The organism is Echinicola salinicaeni, from assembly GCF_014280965.1.
GTDB classification, from domain to species: Bacteria; Bacteroidota; Bacteroidia; order Cytophagales; family Cyclobacteriaceae; genus Echinicola; species Echinicola salinicaeni.
Window position 1 is genome coordinate 163864 of the sequence record NZ_JACODZ010000007.1, and the last position, 21540, is coordinate 185403.

15 protein-coding genes are annotated in these 21540 nt (G+C 40.1%); 5 read left to right on the top strand and 10 right to left on the bottom strand.

The features are described from left to right. The first annotated feature begins 436 nt into the window (after positions 1 to 436). Entirely contained in the window at positions 437 to 1249 is an 813-nt protein-coding gene (ispE, locus tag H7U17_RS14850; RefSeq protein ID WP_186757538.1) for a 4-(cytidine 5'-diphospho)-2-C-methyl-D-erythritol kinase, read from the top strand. A gap of 73 nt (positions 1250 to 1322) precedes the next feature. On the opposite strand, the gene H7U17_RS14855 is transcribed toward ispE, so the two are convergent. From H7U17_RS14855 to tgt, 4 genes are all read right to left on the bottom strand, one after another. Then, positions 1323 to 2243, bottom strand: a complete 921-nt coding sequence (locus H7U17_RS14855) for a DMT family transporter (protein ID WP_186757539.1) — start codon at positions 2241 to 2243, stop codon at positions 1323 to 1325. 5 nt (positions 2244 to 2248) lie between these two features. Then, complete coding sequence (locus H7U17_RS14860) at positions 2249 to 3322, bottom strand: LptF/LptG family permease (RefSeq protein WP_186757540.1); 1074 nt, start codon at positions 3320 to 3322, stop codon at positions 2249 to 2251. Between the two features lie 295 nt (positions 3323 to 3617). Further along, the gene (locus H7U17_RS14865) at positions 3618 to 4691 is read right to left on the bottom strand and encodes an LptF/LptG family permease (protein ID WP_186757541.1); all 1074 of its coding nucleotides are present in this window, start codon (positions 4689 to 4691) and stop codon (positions 3618 to 3620) included. Then, complete coding sequence (gene tgt, locus H7U17_RS14870) at positions 4691 to 5821, bottom strand: tRNA guanosine(34) transglycosylase Tgt (protein ID WP_186757542.1); 1131 nt, start codon at positions 5819 to 5821, stop codon at positions 4691 to 4693. The genes H7U17_RS14865 and tgt overlap by 1 nt, the downstream gene beginning before the upstream one ends. Before the next feature lie 133 nt (positions 5822 to 5954). Between tgt and H7U17_RS14875 the strand changes: the two genes are divergently transcribed. The 4 genes from H7U17_RS14875 (at position 5955) to H7U17_RS14890 (ending at position 10528) form a co-directional block, all read left to right on the top strand. After that, entirely contained in the window at positions 5955 to 7085 is a 1131-nt protein-coding gene (locus H7U17_RS14875; RefSeq protein WP_186757543.1) for a glycosyltransferase, read from the top strand. Further along, positions 7076 to 7687 (top strand): RNA polymerase sigma factor, encoded by a 612-nt coding sequence (locus H7U17_RS14880; RefSeq protein WP_186757544.1) that lies wholly within the window; start codon positions 7076 to 7078, stop codon positions 7685 to 7687. Before H7U17_RS14875 ends, H7U17_RS14880 begins: the two co-directional genes overlap by 10 nt. A 206-nt stretch (positions 7688 to 7893) precedes the next feature. Next, on the top strand, positions 7894 to 8538 hold the full coding sequence (gene rsmG, locus H7U17_RS14885; RefSeq protein ID WP_186757545.1) for a 16S rRNA (guanine(527)-N(7))-methyltransferase RsmG: 645 nt from the start codon (positions 7894 to 7896) through the stop codon (positions 8536 to 8538). A gap of 199 nt (positions 8539 to 8737) precedes the next feature. Further along, entirely contained in the window at positions 8738 to 10528 is a 1791-nt protein-coding gene (locus H7U17_RS14890) for a glycoside hydrolase family 15 protein (RefSeq protein WP_186757546.1), read from the top strand. A gap of 245 nt (positions 10529 to 10773) precedes the next feature. On the opposite strand, the gene H7U17_RS14895 is transcribed toward H7U17_RS14890, so the two are convergent. The 6 genes from H7U17_RS14895 to H7U17_RS14920 all read right to left on the bottom strand — a co-directional run bounded on the left by H7U17_RS14895 (position 10774) and on the right by H7U17_RS14920 (position 21539). Beyond that, positions 10774 to 12066, bottom strand: coding sequence for an exo-beta-N-acetylmuramidase NamZ family protein (locus H7U17_RS14895; RefSeq protein ID WP_186757547.1), 1293 nt, complete (start codon positions 12064 to 12066; stop codon positions 10774 to 10776). A 12-nt stretch (positions 12067 to 12078) separates the two neighbouring features. After that, on the bottom strand, positions 12079 to 13911 hold the full coding sequence (locus H7U17_RS14900) for an outer membrane protein assembly factor BamB family protein (RefSeq protein ID WP_186757548.1): 1833 nt from the start codon (positions 13909 to 13911) through the stop codon (positions 12079 to 12081). A gap of 29 nt (positions 13912 to 13940) precedes the next feature. Beyond that, a complete protein-coding gene (locus H7U17_RS14905; RefSeq protein WP_186757549.1) occupies positions 13941 to 16895 on the bottom strand; it encodes a glycoside hydrolase family 3 N-terminal domain-containing protein in 2955 nt (984 codons plus the stop codon). 245 nt (positions 16896 to 17140) lie between these two features. After that, the gene (locus H7U17_RS14910; protein WP_186757550.1) at positions 17141 to 18919 is read right to left on the bottom strand and encodes a glycoside hydrolase family 9 protein; all 1779 of its coding nucleotides are present in this window, start codon (positions 18917 to 18919) and stop codon (positions 17141 to 17143) included. A gap of 8 nt (positions 18920 to 18927) precedes the next feature. After that, the gene (locus H7U17_RS14915) at positions 18928 to 19743 is read right to left on the bottom strand and encodes a polysaccharide deacetylase family protein (RefSeq protein ID WP_186757551.1); all 816 of its coding nucleotides are present in this window, start codon (positions 19741 to 19743) and stop codon (positions 18928 to 18930) included. A gap of 83 nt (positions 19744 to 19826) precedes the next feature. Further along, the gene (locus H7U17_RS14920) at positions 19827 to 21539 is read right to left on the bottom strand and encodes a RagB/SusD family nutrient uptake outer membrane protein (protein WP_186757552.1); all 1713 of its coding nucleotides are present in this window, start codon (positions 21537 to 21539) and stop codon (positions 19827 to 19829) included. Position 21540 lies beyond the last annotated feature (1 nt).

The window sequence follows — 21540 nt, forward strand, 5'->3', positions numbered from 1 at the left end:
AAGGTTAATGACGCTAACTATTTTGAACATGTTTATTAGTGTGTTTAGTGGTTTCTGCTCTTCACTTTTTATAATTTCTTTACAAAAGTAAAACCCTAAATTGAGACTTACAATATTTTATTTCTTTTTTTAAATTGAATCAAAAATTAAACTATTGCAAACCCACACATTTACAGGAATATGAAACACCTTATTTAGGTATTACCCTTTTTTATCTTTTATAAAAAAAAGATTTATTCATTTTTCAGAATTTTCTTCTGAATTTTAAATTTATTTAATTTTTGTTAAAAATTTACCTACTTAACAGTCCACTAACCAATGTTTTGACAATTATTCAAGCATTCATTCAAAATTTATAAATAACATAAAGCAAAGCCTTCGAAATTAATACCCTGTTTTTAATAGATTTGCAAGACAAATCCTTTTACCTATCAATATGATACAATTCCCAAATGCCAAGGTCAATCTTGGTCTACATATTACAAAAAAAAGAAAAGACGGCTATCACGATATTGAAACCTGCATGATCCCCGTCCCACTTTGTGACGCTTTGGAAATATCCACTGCTAATAAAACTTCCTTTACAGGAACGGGGCTCGCCATACCAGGAAAAGAAAAGGACAATATCATTCTCAAAGCCCTTAAATTATTGAGAAAGGATTTTAACGAACTTCCTCATATCAAAATTCACCTTCACAAAGCCATCCCTATGGGAGCTGGGCTGGGAGGAGGCTCTGCAGATGGTGCCTTTGCTATCAAAATGATGAACAGCCTTTTTGATCTGCACCTTGAAGATTGGTTTCTGGAGGATTATGCCGCACAATTGGGAAGCGACTGCCCGCTTTTTATAGAAAACACCCCCAAGATCGCTACCGGAAGAGGTGAAATTTTAGAACCAATAAAACTTGACCTTGCAGGCTGTTGGATCGCCCTGGTCAATCCGAAAATCCATATTGGCACCAAGGAAGCTTATGCAGGGATAAGCCCTAAACAACCAGTTTATGACCTTAAAAAAACGCTGGCAGACCGCACACTCTGGAAAGAACAACTAAAAAATGATTTTGAGGAAAGCATATTCCCCAAATACCCGGAAATTGCCTCCATAAAGGAAAAACTTTACGAACAAGGCGCATTTTATTCCGCTATGTCTGGCTCTGGATCAACAATATTTGGACTTTTCGAAAAGGAACCCGTCCTCGAAGACTGGCCTAATGACTACTTCACCTTTAAAGGAGAACTTCAATTTTAGCGCAAAAACATGATGCTTCAAGTTTATAGATTTGAAGCATCAAATTCTCCCCTCTAAGATCAGGATGATGGACTTATTGAACGCGCAACAACTGTTTATTCTTTCTCCTTTTATATACATAATTAAAAACCGGATATAAACATACAGATATAAGGATAATCAAGGCCCCTATATAGAATCCTGAAGTCATCTGCTCTTCCTCGCCAAAAATCAATACCGCCAAAATAATCCCATAGACAGGCTCCAGATTCACCGTTAAATTAATCACAAACACACTTAACCTTTTCATCAATTCTACAGAAACAGAAAAGGCATATACCGTACATACCCCACTTAATAAGAAAAGCCAGAACCAATCACTTAAAGTCGGCACCATCTCCAAAGTGCCGTTTCCAGAGAAGTAATTCACATAAAAAGGCATAAACAGGGCAGTAAAAATGCATGCCCCCATCATCTCATAAAAAGTAATTAAATAAGGGGAATGTCTTTTCGTAAGCCGCCCATTACTTACCGTAAAACAGGCCCCTAAAAACGCAGCTCCAACAGCCATTAAAAGCCCTTCCCAATATTGAAGCTCAAAGCTAAAAATTACATAAAGCCCTGCCAGGACCATTATCCCCAAGATCACTTCGTACCATTTTATCTTAACCTTATTTACCCATGGTTCTATAAAAGCTGTCCAAAGCGAGCAAGTGGCCATTCCAGCCAGACAAACGGAAGCTGTAGAAATTCTGGCTGCCCCAAAGAATAAAATCCAATGGAGTCCTATTAAAGCACCAGTACCAAGAATCTTTGCTAACTCATCAAAGGGAAGCCCTAGTTTTCTTTTTTTGATAGCAAAAACCATCCCAAGTATGACCGTAGCCATCAAGGTTCTATAAAAGACAATTTCAACCGCAGGTATACTGATCAACAAACCCAAAATGGCTGTAAAACCCCAAATCAACACTACGAAATGAAGCATTATATAGTCCTTGACACTTTTAGTATCCATATGTTTTATCTTGGAACAGTCTTATACATCACCAAACCTGTTACAGCAAAAATCAGATTAGGAAGCCATACCGCCAATAGGGGATAGGAAGTCCCAGCCTCTGCAAAAGTCCTCGAAAGCAAAAACAAAATAATATAGATAAATGCCAGCATAAAACCCAGCGCTATCTTAAAACCAGAACCACCTCTAGTCTTTTTAGATGAAACGATCACCCCTATAAATGTCAGAATGATAGCGGCAAAAGGAGACATAAACCGAACATATTGCTCAATCTTATAAAAGCTCAAATTATCTGCCCCGCGATCCTCCAACACCTTAATTTGTTTATTCAGTTCGGGAAGGGCCAAGGTTTCATGGTGATTTGACGGAAGATCAAAATCTTCAGGAGTGATGGAAAGCACTGTATCCATTTTATCTCCCTCCATGTATTTCTCTCCCATTTCACCTAACACTCTAAGCTTCCAGTTTCGTACCTCCCAAGCATTAGCGACAGTATCCCACACAATACTTTCTGCTGAAAGTTTTGACAAGAGCTCGCCGTCTTTAATATGCTCCAAGGTAAAGAAACGCCCAGTTTTTGAACTGGTATAATACCTTGAAATATAAGCATAAACATCAGGAGCCACTTTAACATGAAAGTTTTGATAATGGCTCTGACTGTCTTCTTTTAAATACTCTCGCTTAAATTCATATACATCTTCAGTAGCTCCGGGCAAGACCCAGCCATTCAAAAGGAAACTTGCCACAGCAATCAAAGAAGCTCCCATTAAAAAAGGGACCAACATTCTCATAAAGCTCACTCCACTGCTCAATATGGCGACGATCTCCGTTCTTCCTGCCATCCGAGAAGTAATAAAAACCACCGAGATAAAGACTGTAATCGGAGTAAGCAGATTATTCAAATAAAGCCCATAATTAAATAAATACTCCAGGATTTCGGAAGTAGGTACCTCATTACGGATAAAGGCATCATTCTTCTCGGTGAAGTCCAACACCAAGACAATCATGATCAACATCAAAACCACAAAAAAGTAAGTTTTGAGAAAATCTTTTACAATAAGTCTATCCAGTAATTTCATTATAATCTTCTACTGACTTTATCCAGCCATTTTCATCCAAGCAAAGGTAAAACGTAAATTATGAATACTTATTAGCTTATCAACTAAAAACTTCTTGTTTACAGTCCAATATCTCAATTAAGCCTTTTTGAAAATTCACTCAAACCCCTATTTACTAATAGGGTTGACAGATAAAAATTCAACCTTCATCCTCTTTGTCTAGCCCAATATCCCCTCCTTGGAAGAGAGCTAAGATTTTCTTGATGTATAAATTGGCATCATACAAACACCCAAAACAATCAATCCAACTTATATTTTATCGAGGAACAGTCTTATACATCACCAAACCTGTTGTGGCAAAAATGAGATTAGGAAGCCATACCGCCAATAAGGGATAGGAAGTTCCAGCCTCTGCAAAAGTCCTTGAAAGCAAAAACAGAATGATATAAACGAATGCCAGCAGGAAACCCAGTGCTATCTTAAAGCCAGAGCCACCTCTGGTCTTTTTGGAAGAAACGATCACCCCTATAAAAGTCAGAATGATAGCAGCAAAAGGAGACATAAACCGAACATATCGCTCAATCTTATAAAAACTCACATTATCTGCTCCACGGTCCTCCAAAACCTTGATTTGGCTACTGAGTTCTGGAAGGTTAAGGGTTTCATGATGATTTGGCGGAAGATCAAAATCTTCAGGAGTGATGGAAAGTACCGTATCCATCCTTTCTCCCACGGAATATTCCTCTCTCATTTCCTTCAGCTCCCTAAGCTTCCAGTTCCGAACCTCCCAGGCATTGGCGGCAGTATCCCACACAATCCTATCTGCTGAAAGTTTTGACAGCAGCTCTCCTTCTTTGATATGCTCCAAGGTAAAAGAATAGCCCGTTTTTGGACCTGTATAATACCTTGATATATAAGCATACACATCAGGAGCCACTTTTACATGGAGGTTTTGATAATTATATTGACTTTCGTCTTTTAAATATTCCCTTTTAAATTCATATACTCCTGCTGTAGCACCCGGCAAGACCCAGCCATTCAACAGGAAACTGGCAACAGCAATCAAGGAAGCGCCCATTAAAAAAGGCACCAACATCCTCATAAAGCTCACCCCACTGCTCAATATGGCTACGATCTCCGTTCTTCCCGCCATTCTGGAGGTAATAAATATCACCGAGATAAAGACAGTAATCGGAGTAAGCAGATTATTCAAATAAAGCCCATAATTGAATAAGTACTCCAGAATTTCGGGAGTAGGCACATCATTTCGGATAAACGCATCATTCTTCTCGGTAAAGTCCAATACCAAGACAATCATGATCAGCATCAAAACCACAAAAAAGTAAGTTTTGAGAAAATCCTTTATAATAAGTTTATCCAATAATTTCATTATAACCTTCTGCTGACTTTTTTCACCATCATATCTTTCCAAGCAGAAAACTCCCCTGATTTGATCTTTTCACGAGCTTCCCCTACCAGCCAAAGGTAAAAACTCAAATTATGAATACTGGCAATTTGGGCAGCTAAAATTTCCTTACTTATGGTCAGGTGTCTCAAATAGGCCTTTGAGTAAAAATTACTCACATAACTATTGATATTAGGATCAATAGGTGAAAAGTCATCTTTCCACTTTTCATTTCTCATATTCATGATTCCCTCAGAAGTAAATAGCATACCATTTCTGGCATTCCTGGTTGGCATCACACAGTCAAACATGTCCACACCCAAAGCAATACACTCCAAAATATTGGCAGGAGTACCTACCCCCATCAAGTACCTTGGCTTGTCCTTAGGCAAAATATCTGTCACCAACTCAGTCATCTCATACATCATCTCAGCAGGCTCTCCTACTGAAAGACCTCCGATGGCATTACCGTCCCGACCGCAAGAAGCAATAAATTCTGCTGATTGCTTTCTCAGGTCTTTGTAAACACTTCCCTGCACAATAGGAAACAAAGTCTGGTTATAGCCATATTTCCCTTCCGTGCTATCTACTTGTTCTATACAACGTTTCAGCCACCTATGGGTCATCTCCATGGATTCACGGGCATAACCATATTCGCAAGGATAAGGAGTACATTCATCAAAAGCCATAATGATATCTGCACCAATGGACCTTTGAATATCCATCACATTTTCCGGCGTGAACTTATGTTTGGAGCCATCTATATGGGACTTAAAGAGTACCCCTTCTTCGGTAATCTTCCTAGTGCCGGCCAAAGAAAAAACCTGATATCCTCCACTATCTGTAAGAATAGGCTTGCTCCAGCCATTGAACTTATGCAAACCACCGGCTTTTTCCAAAATATCCAAGCCAGGCCTCAAATAAAGATGATAGGTGTTCCCCAAAATAATCTGGGCTTTGATATCATAGGTCAGTTCTCTTTGATGCACTGCCTTTACAGAACCCGCCGTTCCAACAGGCATAAATATAGGTGTCTGTATATCCCCGTGATCTGTCTTCACCACTCCTGCCCGGGCTTTACTCTTTTCGTCTTTATTTTCGAGAATGAATTTCATTTATTTTTCTTTTCAAACAAGATCAAAACGACCATGTTATGATTTAGTTATCAAATCAAGCACAAAAATATAAGCTTATCCTTAAAAGAGTTGCTGTTTTTGATTTTATCTTTACGTTGTAACTAAACAACGCATGATCATCAATTTTCTGTGGCTCATTTTAGGGGCAGCAACATTAATTCAATTTATTTATCTAATTTTTGTTTATGGAAGGCTAAGCTTCTTTTATAAAGCGAAACCCAGCCCCGACTTGCACCAAAACCAAGAAGGGGTCAGTATTATTATAGCAGCCCGAAATGAAGAAGAAAACCTAAAAAAACTCATCCCTGAGCTATTCAAACAAAATTACCCATTATATGAGGTATTGGTAGTCAATGACCGATCAAATGATGATTCCAGGTTCCTGCTGGAAAAATTGATGTCTGATTACCCCAGACTCAGAACGGTTACGGTCAATTATACCCCTGAGCATGTCACGCCAAAAAAATATGCGCTCACGCTTGGTATAAAAGTGGCAAAATATGATGTGCTTTTACTTACAGATGCGGACTGTTGTCCCGCCTCCGAAAATTGGATCCGCAGAATGACCCAGCCTATCCGAAACGAAAATAAAGTTTTCGCCCTAGGTTATGGTGGCTATGAAAAAGCTAAGGGCTTTCTAAATGCACTTATCCAATATGAAACCTGGTTTACAGCCATCCAGTATTTTTCCTTTGCCCTATGGAAAGCCCCATTTATGGGGGTAGGCAGAAACCTGGCCTATCGCAGACAATTCTTCATGGATCAAAAAGCCTTCAAAGATCTCTGGAAGATACTAGGGGGAGACGACGATCTCTATGTAAATAAATACGCCGGAAGAAAAAACACTTCTGTGGTGATACATCCGGAAAGCATTACTCGTTCTATTCCCAAGAAGACATTTAAGGAATATTATATCCAGAAAAAGAGGCATTTTCAAACTGGAAAATACTATAAGACCACTGATAAAGCTAAAATAGGCATTTATGCGATTAGTCATTTGTTTTTTTGGACTGCAGCAATAGCTTTGTTGGGTATTGTTCGGCAATGGGAACCAATTGCCATAATTATCAGTATTATAATTATAAGGGCAATACTCCAATTTTCTGCGATCAATAATGCGATAAAGAAAATTGAAGGACATCAAAAAGTGTTCTGGACGATGTTTTTCGATTTAATGTATTTAAGTTATTTTTGGATTATTGGGGCAAAAGGTTACCTATCAAAAACAGTTAGATGGAAATAAACGAAAGAGGGTTCTCAGACAAAGCGCTAGAAGATTTTGACTTAATTGACAAAGCAGTAGATCAAAAAGACCAGCAAGCATATGCAACTTTAATGAAACGGTACAAGAAGGCCGTCTACTTCATGATCCTAAAAATGATCCGTGATGCAGACGATGCTGAAGACCTGACCATGGAAGCCTTTGCCAAAGCATTCCGTAACCTGCATAAATTCAAAAAGGATTATACTTTTAGTACCTGGCTTTTTAGGATTGCTACCAATAATACCATTGATTTTATCCGGAAGAAAAAACTCAAGACCATGAGTTTGAACAATACCCTTACCGATGACGGGGGTAATTCTGTCAATATAGACGTGGAAGATGATGACAATAATCCTCAGGATGAGTTCATCAAAAGCCAAAGGATAGAAATGGTCAGGATTTTTGTGGACAAGCTTCCCGCCAAATACAGGAAACTGGTAAAACTGAGGTATTTCGATGAGCTTTCCTATGATGAAATTGCCCAAGAACTGGACAAACCACTAGGAACTGTAAAGGCACAGTTGCACAGGTCAAGGGAATTGCTCTATGAAATTGCCCAAGGGAAAGACAAACATATTTAGATGATTGAGATTGGAGAAATAAGACATTAGATACAAGACAAAAGGCTGCTCTAGATTTGCAATCCAAAGCAGCCTTTTATATTACCTCTCTTGACTTAACTTTCCTGTTTATCCATTTGGCTGCTATTGCCAACACCTTTATTATCATCATTAAAGCGAAAGCCTTATCTTTGCCTGATTCTAAGTGCAAATAACAAACAAAGGCTATGAACCAGGAATTAGACCTGATCTTAAAATACTTCCCTGATCTATCGGACAAACAAAAAGAACAGTTTGCTGCCTTGGGGGACCTTTACCGGGATTGGAACCAAAAAATCAATGTAATCAGTAGAAAGGACATGGATTCCTTTTACATTCACCATGTCCTACATTCTTTGGGAATCGCAAAGGTCATGAATTTTGAACCAGGCACCTGGGTGCTGGACATTGGTACAGGCGGTGGTTTCCCTGGCATTCCCTTGGCCATACTCTTTCCTGACACCAACTTCCATTTGGTAGATTCAATAGGCAAAAAAATCACCGTGGTCAAAGATATCACCAAAAGCCTAAAACTGAGCAATGTTGAAGCCCAACAGGTCCGCGCAGAATCCTTAGCCAGAAAATATGATTTTATCGTCAGCAGGGCAGTGACCCGGATGGCCAACTTCTACCCTTGGGTAAAAGGAAAGTTTAAAAAAGAAGATTTTAACGAATTCCAAAATGGCATCCTTTACCTGAAAGGTGGAGAAGTAGATGAAGAAATGGAAGAACTGGATATTTCATATGTGACCTATCATTTGGATGACTATTTCAAAGAAGAATTCTTCGAAACCAAAAAAGTGGTTTACGTTCCATTTGAAGGGAAAAGATAGAAAAACCACAGCCCTGCCCATAAATCCTAGATTTATGGGCAGTTTCATTTTTTGCATAAAACCAGCCTATTTATTAACCTATTTATTCGCAAGCAGTGCAAAAAATGCCAAAATAGTGTTTTTCAACTTTCCTTTTTTTCTTATCTTCAAAGCTATTCCAGAATAGCCGCTCACTTTTTATACCATTCAACTATTGATTATGAATAAAACGCATCATTACGGTACCGGACTAATCGGAAACTGTGCTTACATCGCCCACATTGAAAAAAACACCAATATAAGTTGGTTGTGCTTTCCAAGATTTGACAGTGATTTCATATTTGGCAGCATGCTGGATAAGGAAAAAGGAGGAGAGTTCAATGTGCTTCCTGAAAAAGGTAGTTTTACCTCAGATCAGGAATATCTAGAAAACACCAATATCCTCAAAACAACCATCACCCTGGACAATGGAGAGGAGGCCTATTCAGTAACAGACTTTGCCCCAAGGTTCCATAATTTTGACCGCTATCATAAACCCTTGATGTTGGTAAGGAAAATAGTACCTATCATGGGAGAGCCCAAAGTCAAAATCAACTGTAAACCTGTAACCAATAGAGGAGAAAAGTTTCTGAAGCCCTCAATGAGCAGTAACCACATCGAATATCTCGGGGCAGAACAGCAAGTACGACTGACCGCAAATTGCTCGGTAAACTATATTATGGAGGACATGGCGTTTAGGCTACAGAGGCCTATATACCTGTTTTTCACCTATGGACAACCTTTAGAAGCTCCAGTAGAAAGTACCGCAGAAAGGTTCCTTCAAGCTACTACCCAATATTGGAGGGAGTGGATCAAGTCCACCAGTATTCCCCACTTCTATCAGAAACTGGTCGTTCGCTCAGCACTCGCTTTAAAGATCCACCAGTTTGAGGATACAGGAGCGATCATCGCAGCCTCTACAACAAGTCTGCCCGAATCACCAGGATCTACCCGGAATTGGGATTATCGATATTGCTGGATCAGGGACAGCTATTATACGCTGAATGTTTTCAATTCCCTTGGACATTTCCAAGAATTAGAGCGGTATTTTGAATACATTCAAAACCTTCCTACTAATGCCAACGGCAGGTACCAGCCGCTGTATTCCATCACTGGATCAGCACTATTGGAAGAAGAATTGAGCAACCTTTCTGGTTATTTAGGCAATCAGCCTGTTCGATTTGGCAACCAAGCATACACTCATATCCAAAACGACCTTTATGGTCAAGTATTGGTAAGTTTATTGCCTCTTTACGCAGATAAACGATTTATAGAATCCGAAAAAAGCCACTCTGCTCCTTTCATCTACAATCTATTGGACAAGATAGAGGAAACAATGAATGAAAAGGATGCTGGCTTATGGGAATTCAGGAACCTTGCTCAGGAACATTGCTATACTTTTATCTTCCATTGGGCGGGCAGCTGTGCTGCTATCAAAATTGCAGATAGAATGGGGGATGATAAAATGAGGGCCAAGGCGGAAGATTTACGCCTAAAAGCCATTGAAAAAATCGAAGCCTGCTATGTGCCAGAAATGAAAGCCTATTCGCAGGCTATAGGCACCAAAAACATGGATGCCAGCACCTTGCAACTGATCACCATGGGATATTTTGGCAATGATATCGAAAGAGCCAATAATCACCTAAAAATGCTAGAAAAGGATTTATTGGCAAAAGACTACCTGTTTTACAGATACAAGCATATGGATGACTTTGGGGTACCTGAAACTACTTTCCTGATTTGTGCTTTCTGGTATATTGAAGCACTGGCATGTGTCAACAGGCTGGATGAAGCCGTAGAAGGTTTCGAAACACTGACCAAATACTGTAATCACCTTCAGCTGTTCTCTGAAGATGTAGATCACAAAACAGGCTCCCAATGGGGCAACTTCCCCCAAGCTTATAGCCATGTAGGACTAATGAATGCTGCTTACCGAATTGGCCAAAAGCTTGACAGGCCAAACTTCTTATAAACAAAAAACTCCGCTGAAAATATCAGCGGAGTTTTTTGTTTATTAATATAATGAAATAAGCTTATATGTATATCCGCAATTGCACCAGTAAGTTTTACCATTCAAAACATTCCCTATTAAGAGAATACATATCTCTAAGAAATACTAATTTAAATCTGTGTAGATCCATGGAATCTCCCGATAAATCTGGACAGGCTGTGAGAAATAAGTTTACTGGTGTTAAAACGGATAATCATATAAGCTCATTAGTAAAGCAAATAACCTGACCTGACTTTTTTGAAATATGCCAAACCTTCTTCCCACTGTTGAATAATGGACGCTGGATTTTCTCCATTTAATATACCTTCCCTAATTGATGGTGTTTTCATGAGACGATCCATCCTAGCTGCTTTCCATTCCAATTTTTCAGGATATAATTCGTACAAAGCTTTCATCATATAAACCCCCGCTTGGGCAGAAGCAAATTTCTCTCTATCACTGACCTGAATAAATGCACTTCCGCATTCCTCACCCAGAAACTTCGGCGGGTAAATCTTAATCCCATCTACGACTTCTTCTGGCATAAATTGACTAGAACTGAATGCTACCCCTTCCAATTGATAACTGTTCATTTTGTCAGCGAGGGCCTCTCCATCTACCCAAGGAGCACCTATATGCTCAAAAGGATGCAGTGTACCACGAGCTTCGGACATATTGGTACCTTCCAATAAACAGGTCATGGGATAAAGGGCTGCTGTCGTAAGGGTCAACATATTTGGTGAAGGTTTGATCCATGGCAGTCCGGTTTCATCATACCATTTATTTCGGTCATAATGCTCCATTTTCACCACAGTTAAATCAGCCTTTTTTAATTCTTTCTTTGCCCTTTCTTCATTGAACATATTAACCAGCTCCCCGACGGTCATGCCATGAACAACCGGCAACTGGTCTACTCCCACAACAGGTTCCTTTTGGTGTTCTCCCACTGGCCCATCGACATAAACACCTCCTATGGCATTGGGTCTATCCAATACCAAATATGGAATATCATTTTCTGCAGCAGCTTCTAAAACATGGTTCATGGTGGCTATATAGGTATAAAAGCGGGCCCCTATATCCTGGATATCAAAAACAATTACATCAATCCCTTCCAACATCTCTGCACTGGGCTTCCTTACTTTTCCATATAATGACACAACGGGCAAACCTGTCCCACTATCTATCCCATCGGTTACGTGACTATCTTCCTCTCCACGAATCCCATGTTCAGGACCAAAAAGCAAGGTCAAATCAACTTCTTCATTTTCATAAAGTACATCTACCAGATGCCTTCCGTCAGGCAATAATCCAGTATGGTTGGTAACCAAGGCCACCTTCTTATCCGCTATCAAAGGAAAGTAATCTTCCTCAAAAAGCCGCTCGGCACCAATAATCACACTATTTGATGTTTTCTCTTCGGCTTGGCTTTTCTCTTCTTTAGTCCTATTACTGCAGGAATATCCAACTATTCCAATCAGGCATATTGCTGCAATCCTTAAAATTCTATGCTTTCCTATCATTGTATTATTTCCTTAAAATTCTAACAATTCAACTTTTCCATCCATAGTAGCCACCACCAATAAATGGCCATCAATTACACTCACTGTATTGGCCATTGAGTTGTCAACCTTATGAGCCCAATTGATTTTTCTCAACTTAGGGTTGATGCTATAAACAGTACTGTTTTTGGTGCCAAAATACACGTTTCCACCCTTTTCAATTAACATGGATGGAACATGCTCATATCCAAAACCGCAATCCATACGCCAAGCCAATTCAGCCTTCTCCTTGCCAGTTTTAAATGCTACAATTTCATCATTCATGGTCTTTCCATAAACCCAATTTCCATCTTCAGAAATCCCAATTGATTCTCTGACAGTTGCCTCATTACTTCGCCAAAATTCCTCTCCATTCTCTGCATTGAGGGCAGTGACATAACGATCAGGAGCAACAATATAGACCACTCCGTCATGAGCTACTGGAATGCAACTGGCAGCAGAATACATTCTATTTGGGGAACCATTGGACCATTTCCAGCTTAAGCTTCCATCTTTTAGGTCTAAGGCATAGAAATACTTATCCCAAGCGCCAAAATAAACTTTGCCATTGTACACCAAAGCCTTGCTAACTACTGGCCCTCCTATCCCCTCAAATGCCCAAATCTCTTTTCCGTCATTAGCATCCAATGCTCGGAACTGACCATCGCTGCCTCCAATATAAACCCTGCCATCCTCTATAACAGGAGAACCAAGCACAGAAGCCCCTGTTTTAGTTTTCCAAATGACCTGACCATCTTTCAAACTCAATGCATAAACAAAACCATCCCCAGATCCAACAATGAGCTGTTTCTTATACTTTGCAGGTGAAGAAAATATCCCTCCACCTGTTTGAAAACTCCACTTCAGCTCACCAGTCAGACTGGAAAGGGCTTCAACTTTTCCTAAGCTATTGCCATACACCACCAAGTCATCAGTTACCAGTGGAGTTGAGATCACATTCGCATCGCTATGATAGCTCCACCTTTTATTTACACCTGGAAAATCTTCATTAATACTGAAATCTGGCCTTTCAAAATTTTCATCCTCAAAAGTCCTAGCTCCCAATGCTACCTTTCTCCAAGGATCTAGGGTAGTTAGTCCAGGTGTCCTCTCAGAGAAATAGGCCATATCATCTTTGATTTCCACTATATTATAACCACCCACTTCATCCTTTGCCCTAAGGTTTGACCTCCCCATGACCCCAGGTATTCCTTCAAAGTCATAATTCTTATTCCGGTGCCCATGGCCACAAATAGAAAATTGCACATTGTATTCCTTCAGTCTGTCTGTCAGTTCAAACCAATTGTCCAAGCTATTATCCAGTGGATAATGATTCACATTAATAATTCGCTGATCTTTTGGAGTGGCCGCCAAAACTGAATCCATCCACACCACAGCATCCCTTGGGATATGACCATCAGACATCCTCACATAGGGTCCGGAAGCAGTTCCGATAAATTTGTACCCCTTATGCTCAAAAGCAAACTTATCATAACCAAACTCACGGATAAAACTCACTCCTCCTGATTCTGACCATCCTGTATCATGGTTACCTGGTATGATATAAAATGGAACATTCAGTTGACTAATGATATCAAAAGCCATTTTAATCTCCGAATCCGTCCCCATTTCAGTGATGTCTCCAGTGAGCAGAACAAAATCAATTTCCTCCAAGCTGTTTATATCATCAATAGTCAATCTCAAATCCTCACTCGGAATAGGATTGGCATCATTGATATGTGTATCTGTCACAAAAGCAAACTTGAAATTTTGGGCATAAACTGTCCCTAGCTGCATCACCAGAAGCAATGCCAGTAACTTTTTCATGATTTTCGAATTTATGGTTGTTCCTTATTCTATTTCTTCAAAGCCTGATAAACAACTTCCATCACATTGGTTCTGGTATTTAGCTTATAAAGTTTGGTGTTTTCTCGTGTAGGATATACCCTGTTGGAAAGAAATATATAGACCAATTCGTTTTCTGGATCTACCCAAGCATAAGTACCTGTAAATCCAGTATGACCAAAACTGCTTTCAGGTGCACTTGGCGCTGAATTTCCATCTGGATCTCCTGGCTTAGAAGGCCTGTTGAATCCAAGCGCCCTATAATTGTCTGGGCAAAACTTACACTTCCCATATTCGCTAACCGTATTGCCTTTGATCAAAGTTTCGCCCGCATAGGTACCATCATTCAGGTATAGCTGCATCAACTTGGCCAGGTCATTGGCATCACCAAATAATCCAGCATGCCCACTGACACCTCCTAACATAGCCGCCCCCTCATCATGAACCGTCCCAGATAACAATTGCTTTCGGAACAAACTATCATATTCTGTAGGGACAATACGATCTGCAGGATAATTTTTATAAGGATTAAAAGTTAAAGTACTCGCTCCCAAATGACTATAAATCCCCTCTTTTAAATAAGACTCAAAGTCTTCACCGGTAATACTTTCCACTACCTTAGGTGCCAAAATAAATGATAGGTCACTGTAAACATATTCTTTTTCAGGACTTACAGGAGAATTCATTATTTCCTTGTAGATCTTATCCGCATACTTTCTGTGTATGTATAGGTTATCTGCTACTTTTATCGGGAACCTTTTGCTTTGATGATCCTTGAAAGTCGCCCATTTAAATTTCCCGTTTTTCTTTACCGTGCTTTGCCAAAAAGCGATCCATGACTTCAATCCTGCTTGATGGGTAAGTATATCCGTATAAACCAAATCTTCTTTATTGCTTCCCTTGGCCATAGGCAAATAGGTCCCCAGGGTATTGTTCTCATCAAATTTCCCTTCACCTTTTAATTTCATCAAAGCGGCCAATGAAGTACTGATTTTGGTAACTGAAGCCATATCAAAAAGGTCATCATCATTTACTGGCACCTCTTTTTCATAGGTGTGGTAACCAAAAGAATTATGGTAAAAAACTTTCCCCTCCTTGGCTACCAATACTGTAGCTCCGGGAATAGCCTTTTCAGCAATGGCCTCTTCCACGAATGTTGCTATTCCATCCAAATCATCTCGGTCTATTCCTACTGCCTCAGGCTCCACATAGGAAAATCTAAACCCTCCTTTAGTACTTAGTCCATCGCCGATTTTAAAATGGGAAGAAATGCTTACAGGCAATTTACCTTTGGCACCTACTCCTCCAAAAATAATCTGGGAAGCCACATCTTGGGTCAAATCTGATTCTTGGTAAGTGGCAATCAAAGCATCAGCATTTTCAATACCTTCAAATTTGTCCAAACTATAAACATTGGCAAACACACTGACAATAGTAGGGACTTCTTGGATCAGTTCTTTGAGAAATACATTCATCTCTGCTGTAATCCCAAAATTCTTCACACTTGCTTTTAAGCCTAAATTATGTACTCCTACTATAACTTTACTGTACTGCTTTAATTTCTTCTTCAATTCAATCAGATCCTCTAGACCAGCTTCTTTGGAAAGGAAGAACTCATCGGCCTCCACATATCGGGACAAGCCTTTTTGGAAGGCAGTTTCTTCCTCCGCTCCAATGGCCAAAAACGCCAGCTTCTCCTCAGCAAGTCCCTTGATTGGCAATACTTCCTCATTATTCCTAAGCAAAGTGATGGAAGCCTCCACCAGCCTTCTATTGAGGTTTTGGGCTTTTGAACTGTTGATATCTTCATAAATCCCCTCCATATCAACTGGCTTCCACTCATCCAATCCCAACCAAGCTTTGGCCTTTAACACTTTCATCACCCTACGGTCAATTTCTTCTTGGGTGATCTCTCCATTTTCAATGGCTTTCTTAACTTCACTTATGGTGGTTTTCACATCCATGGTGTTCAGCAACATGTCATTACCTGCTAGTAGTGCCTTCACATCCACTATCCCAGGAGGGTAAAACTTCGCCACTCCCTGCATATTCAATGCATCAGTAAACACCAATCCCTCATAACCAATTTCTCCTTTGAGCAAATCGGTTACAATTGGCTTGGAAAGAGTAGAGGCCAAATTTGGGGTATCATCCAAAACAGGAATATTCATATGAGCCACCATTACACTACCCAATCCATTTTTCATGAGTTTCCTGAAAGGATATAATTCCACTTCCTCTAGTCTCTCTCTAGAAAAACTGATAAGCGGCAAGCCATAGTGGGAATCCACATTGGTATCTCCATGACCTGGAAAGTGCTTTGCATTGGCCAAGACATGTTCATCCTGCATCCCTTCCATATAAGCCATGGCTTTGGAGGTCACATTTTCCTTATCCTCTCCAAAGGACCTGAATCCAATTACAGGATTGTTTGCATTATTGTTGATATCCACCACTGGGGCAAAATTCACATTGACACCGATACGCTTGGCTTGCCGAGCAATCTCCCCTCCCATCTCATAAATCAAACTTTCATCCTCTATTCCACCTAAAGCCATCTGATAGGGAAAACTCATGGTACTGTCCAAACGCATCCCCAAGCCCCACTCGGCATCAATACTAATCATCATGGGAACCTTGCTTATCTGTTGATAGCGATTGGTCATGCTAGCCTGTCTACCAGGCCCTCCTTGAAAAAATATCAAGCCACCTACTTTATATTTCTCCACCAAACTAGCTATAGAATCCTCATGCTCCCTGTCTCTATTGGAATAAACGGGAATCATGATCAACTGCGAAATTCTTTCTTCAGGGCTCAGGGTCTTGAAAACCGAATCGGCCCAATGACTTTCTTGCTTTAAAAAAGGGATTTTGGAAGTGACTGAATCCTGTTGCCCCATAGCCTGAAGTCCAATGCCCGCAAAGAACAAGCTTAGGAATCCTCTTTTTAGTAAATTGTATTTCATTTTATAATCAGTTAACTATTTCATTTTCTAATAATCCCTTCGACTCTACCTGGTGGTTAGACAGGTCCGCTCGCGATGATAAAGCGCCTATCTTTATCAAATGACACCTTCGTATTACCTTAAATAAAATTAAAGGGATATACTGAATACCAGCTTATAAATCACTCTGAGCGGCTCTTACCATGTCACCCTGAGCGCCCGCCTTCCGGAGGACAGGGAGTCGAAGTGCGACATGGCGAATTACGCTATCTACTCCAGTGGGTCATCATCAATATAGCCCCTGCAGTTCCATCCATTGTGGGTTCGTTACTGCTATAATCTCCAATATCATCATGATAGACTACATGTTCATTTTGAAAAGCTGCAAACTTATCTGACTCCTCCAAATGCAAACCAATCAAACTATCATAAATGGAGCGATATATGGGACCGTCCACCAAACCTCCCGGCACTTCCAAGCCCAACAAAATATAAAGACTGGTATGTACTTTTTCAGGGAACTCCCCATCACTAGGAATACCTGAAAACATAGAAGTTCCCCAAGGATTTCTTCCAAACAGCCAATCCCTTTGCTTGGCCAGATAAGCACTGAATTGTTGGTCCCCACTCATTTTTTCATATAATATTATTTGGGTAATTAACCCGGTCATTAAATTGTTGGAACACCATATAAAAGGCACCCCAACTTCAAAAGGATTTTTATTGGCCCTTTGCAAAGTGTATTTTATTCCCTTTAGATAATAGTTTTCCAATTCCTTTTTAAAAGGCTCCTCGACCAAATCATGTAGCACAAAATGGCCCATATTAATAAAAGGATATAGCCGATAATGATCCGTAGAATCTACCACTGTCCAGGAATCGGCTGTATTACTTTTCAAGGCATAGGCTTTTGCCTGTTCCAAATATTCATCTTTCTTGGTTGTCTTATAAAGTTCCGCTGCTCCCCATTCCATATCATCTGCCCAAGTGGATTCATTATATCGGTATGGGGCAGAATAGGAATTCCCTTGCTGGTAACCTTCCTTCTCTCTCCCTAAAGCATATAAGCTTAAGGCAGCCTGCTTACATTTTTCTGCAAAAACTGGATCATCCAAATCTTCCTTCCAGATCCTGGCAGCCAATGCCATTGCTGCAGCACACCTGCCCGCCAAATTGGCTACTCCTGTCGCCTCACTTTTATATTTTTGTAGTCCTTGAGGTTTACCAGTGGCAAAGTATACCGGCCTATAACTGTTTGCCCCCCAGCCATAATCTGAATTGTCCTCATCCGGGATTTTGAATCCCTTATGGTCACGATCATCAGCAACCTGATGGTACAGTTGATCCGCTGCGGGGTGCATCTTCAAGATCCAATCTAATCCCCATTTTGCTTCATCCAGTATATCAGGGATTCCATTATTACCAGCCTGTCCCAAAGCATTAAATTGATCATCAAATCTTTCTGGATACATCTCATAAGCAATTAACATATGTGCCGTTGCATAGCTGGATGTTATCAGGTATTTAAGTTGATCACCAGCGTCATGCCAACCACCACTTACGTCCACATAGCTACTGTCTGGCAGTGGCCCGTAAAAAGACCTTCCATCTCTTTGGTGACAAACCATGTCCAGGGTAGGGTTATATCCACACCTCTGCTGACGCATAAATTCCAACAAACTTTCTTGATGATTTCCATAGGCATCACCTATGCTAAAAACAGTCGAACTTGCCCTACTTTTCTTTGCTTGTATTCTATATTCTCCCTTTACCTCTATTTCAGAAAAATCAAGTGTATAGTAATACTCAAATTCCCCCCAACTCTCTGCATTGTTTCTTTCCGCCTTTAATTGCAAAATCACATTACCCTCATCATTGTCCACCAGCTCAAATTTTTCACGAATGGGGCTTTTGCTAAATACCACTGCTGATTTGGTATCCTCAATCAAGTACCCTAATTGATTGATCCGGATATGAATATCTACCTCCTTTTCATGGGAAATCAAGGAATTTAACATTAATAGATTTAGTAATAAGCTCAGCATGGTTATTTTTAGTTTTTTGATGACCTCAATAATTGATCAATCTTGACAAATTGATACCCCTTAGTTTGTAATTGCTCCAACAGCACGGGAAGCAAGTCATAAAATTTATCCTTTCTTTTCGGCCCAACACCAATATGCATTAACAGGATAAACCCATTCATTCCTTCCTCCTCTTCATAACTCATGATACTTTTAAAAATCTCCTCACTACTAAGATAATTGGACATGCCTGGATGGGTGTAATCAGCATTTGACCTTGTCCCTGGACTAAAGTTAATCAATTGTAGATCTATTTCTTGGGTCCATTTGCTAATGGTTTCATTATACCATTCATAAGGAGGCAAATAGTAGGTGGCTTTTTGGGGAGAAATCCCCCTTTTGGACATTTCCCGATAATTGTCCTTAATATCTTTTATAAATACAGCCTTGTCTATGAGCAAGCTGTCCCTATCTATCCAATCACAATAAAGGAGGTGCTGATCAGAATGAGCTCCCAAATAGTGATTTTGATTATTAATCTTTTTGATCAGGTGCTGGAAACCCGGATTGCGGTAAAAATCTCCAGTAAAGAAAAATGAGGTCTTCACATGATATTCTGCCAAGGTATTCAGAATTACCGTTCCCCCCTCAGCATATTCATGTCCGGTAAACACCAAAGCAATTTGTTTTTGGCTTTGATCACCCCGGATAATAGCCCCATGGGAATAAATGAAATTATTTTCAGACTGCGCCAATATAGGGTAAGCAAAAAGTAAACAAGGAAGTAAGAAAACAAGATTTCTTCTCCATAATCCATTACCATATAAGCTTTTAACTAATTTCATACTTAGTAAAAATCTGAAAAATGCCCCTCTTTTCATAACAAAAAGAAGGGCATACCAAACAAACATTCTAACAAATCAGTATTTTACTCTTCCCATCCGGGGTTTTGTTCCAATGTCACTCCATGCTCATCATAAAGGGTAATCTGATCCAAAGGCACTGGATCAAGATAGACTTTTGGATCTTCAAATCTCCTTTGCGAAGCGGCAGCAGTAGAAGGAATGATATATCCTGTTTCACCCTCAGTAAGGGTCACACTACTCTGCAGACCAGGGTAGTCAGCTTTATCTATCCAAGCTCCTCTGTTGATATTTTCATTTGCCTCTGTATCGGTGTACTCCAGTTTTTCCCAACGCTTCAAATCATCCAATCGGAAACCTTCCATCATTAGCTCAACCCTTCTTTCTCTTCTGATTTCCCAGATAATTGCAGGCACACTTTGATCCCTTGAAGGGTCATCATAAGCTACTCCATTTACCGCAGGATCCATCCCAACCAACATTAGGTGAGGCATCTCAACTCCCGGACGATCCCTCAGCACATTAATAGACATGTCCAAATCTGCTTGGGTCAATGCAGGCCCGCCAACTGTCGCCAATTCAGCCACTGCTTCTGCATAATTCATCAATACTTCCCCGTACCTCAATACTGGAGAATCAGTATAGTTCAAATTGGAGCTTCCTTCTGGTTCATCTTTGATTTCTTCATTCAAAAACTTGAGCGTAGCATAGCCTGTTGTACTATAGTTAGGTAAAATACCATTTAGTCTCAATTCATCAGAAACCAAGGTCCCATAAATCCTTCCGTCTCTATTGGCCATCACGTTATCAATGCCCTTATCCCCTTGATAATTTGGAGAGATTCCTATTGGCAAGCCATCATTGGCCAAATATGCCTCCACAGCATCTTTTGATACACCAGTCTGTGGTTCCTTGTTATTATAACTGTTCAAAGCATGTGTAATCAAACCTGGCTCGTAATGTCTATAAAGGATCACCTCGGAATTGTTGGACAAATTAAGAGAAGTGAAAACTTCCCTATAATCTCCCAAAGAATAATTTCCTGCAGTAATCAATTCATTTGCAGCCCATTTAGCAGCCTCAAGATATGATTTTGCTTTTTCATTATTTCCCTCATGGTATTTTTGCCAAGTTCCTTCGAAAAGCATGATGCGGGACATTAAAGCCAATACCACATCTCTGTTCACGGTCAATCCACTTGTTCCGTCATTCTGACGAACATTATCAGCAGCAAATTGAAGGTCCGCGAGTACATTGTCCATTACTAGATCTCTCGGATCACGAGGCTTATACAACATGGCTTCATCCGTCTCGCTTAATTCTTCATCATACCATGGCACATCTCCAAACTGCTTCACCAAATCATGATACTCCAAAGCCCTAAAGAACCTGGCCACACCAGACCAATGATTGATGGCCTCTTCTTCCATAGGAACTGTTTGTATTCTTTGCAAATAGATATTGGCTTTCCTTACCCATGCAAAAGTCCAATATCCGCTGGTCGCAGCCGTTGGGACATTTTGTCTAAACTGCGGCGGACTACTAGGACCGAAGTCATCATTCAGGCTTTGGCCAGAGAAAAATTTCCCCCAAGAATAACCTGAACCGTACCCACTGAAATAGGCCGTGTAAAAACCATAGGAGAAACTCCTGACATTGTCTTCACTTGTCCAATAAGTCTCATCTGTCAACTGGTCCAATGGTGGCTTCTCTAGAAAATCATCACACCCCACCAATGTAACGACAGCTAATAATATGCTTAATATTTTAATTTTCATG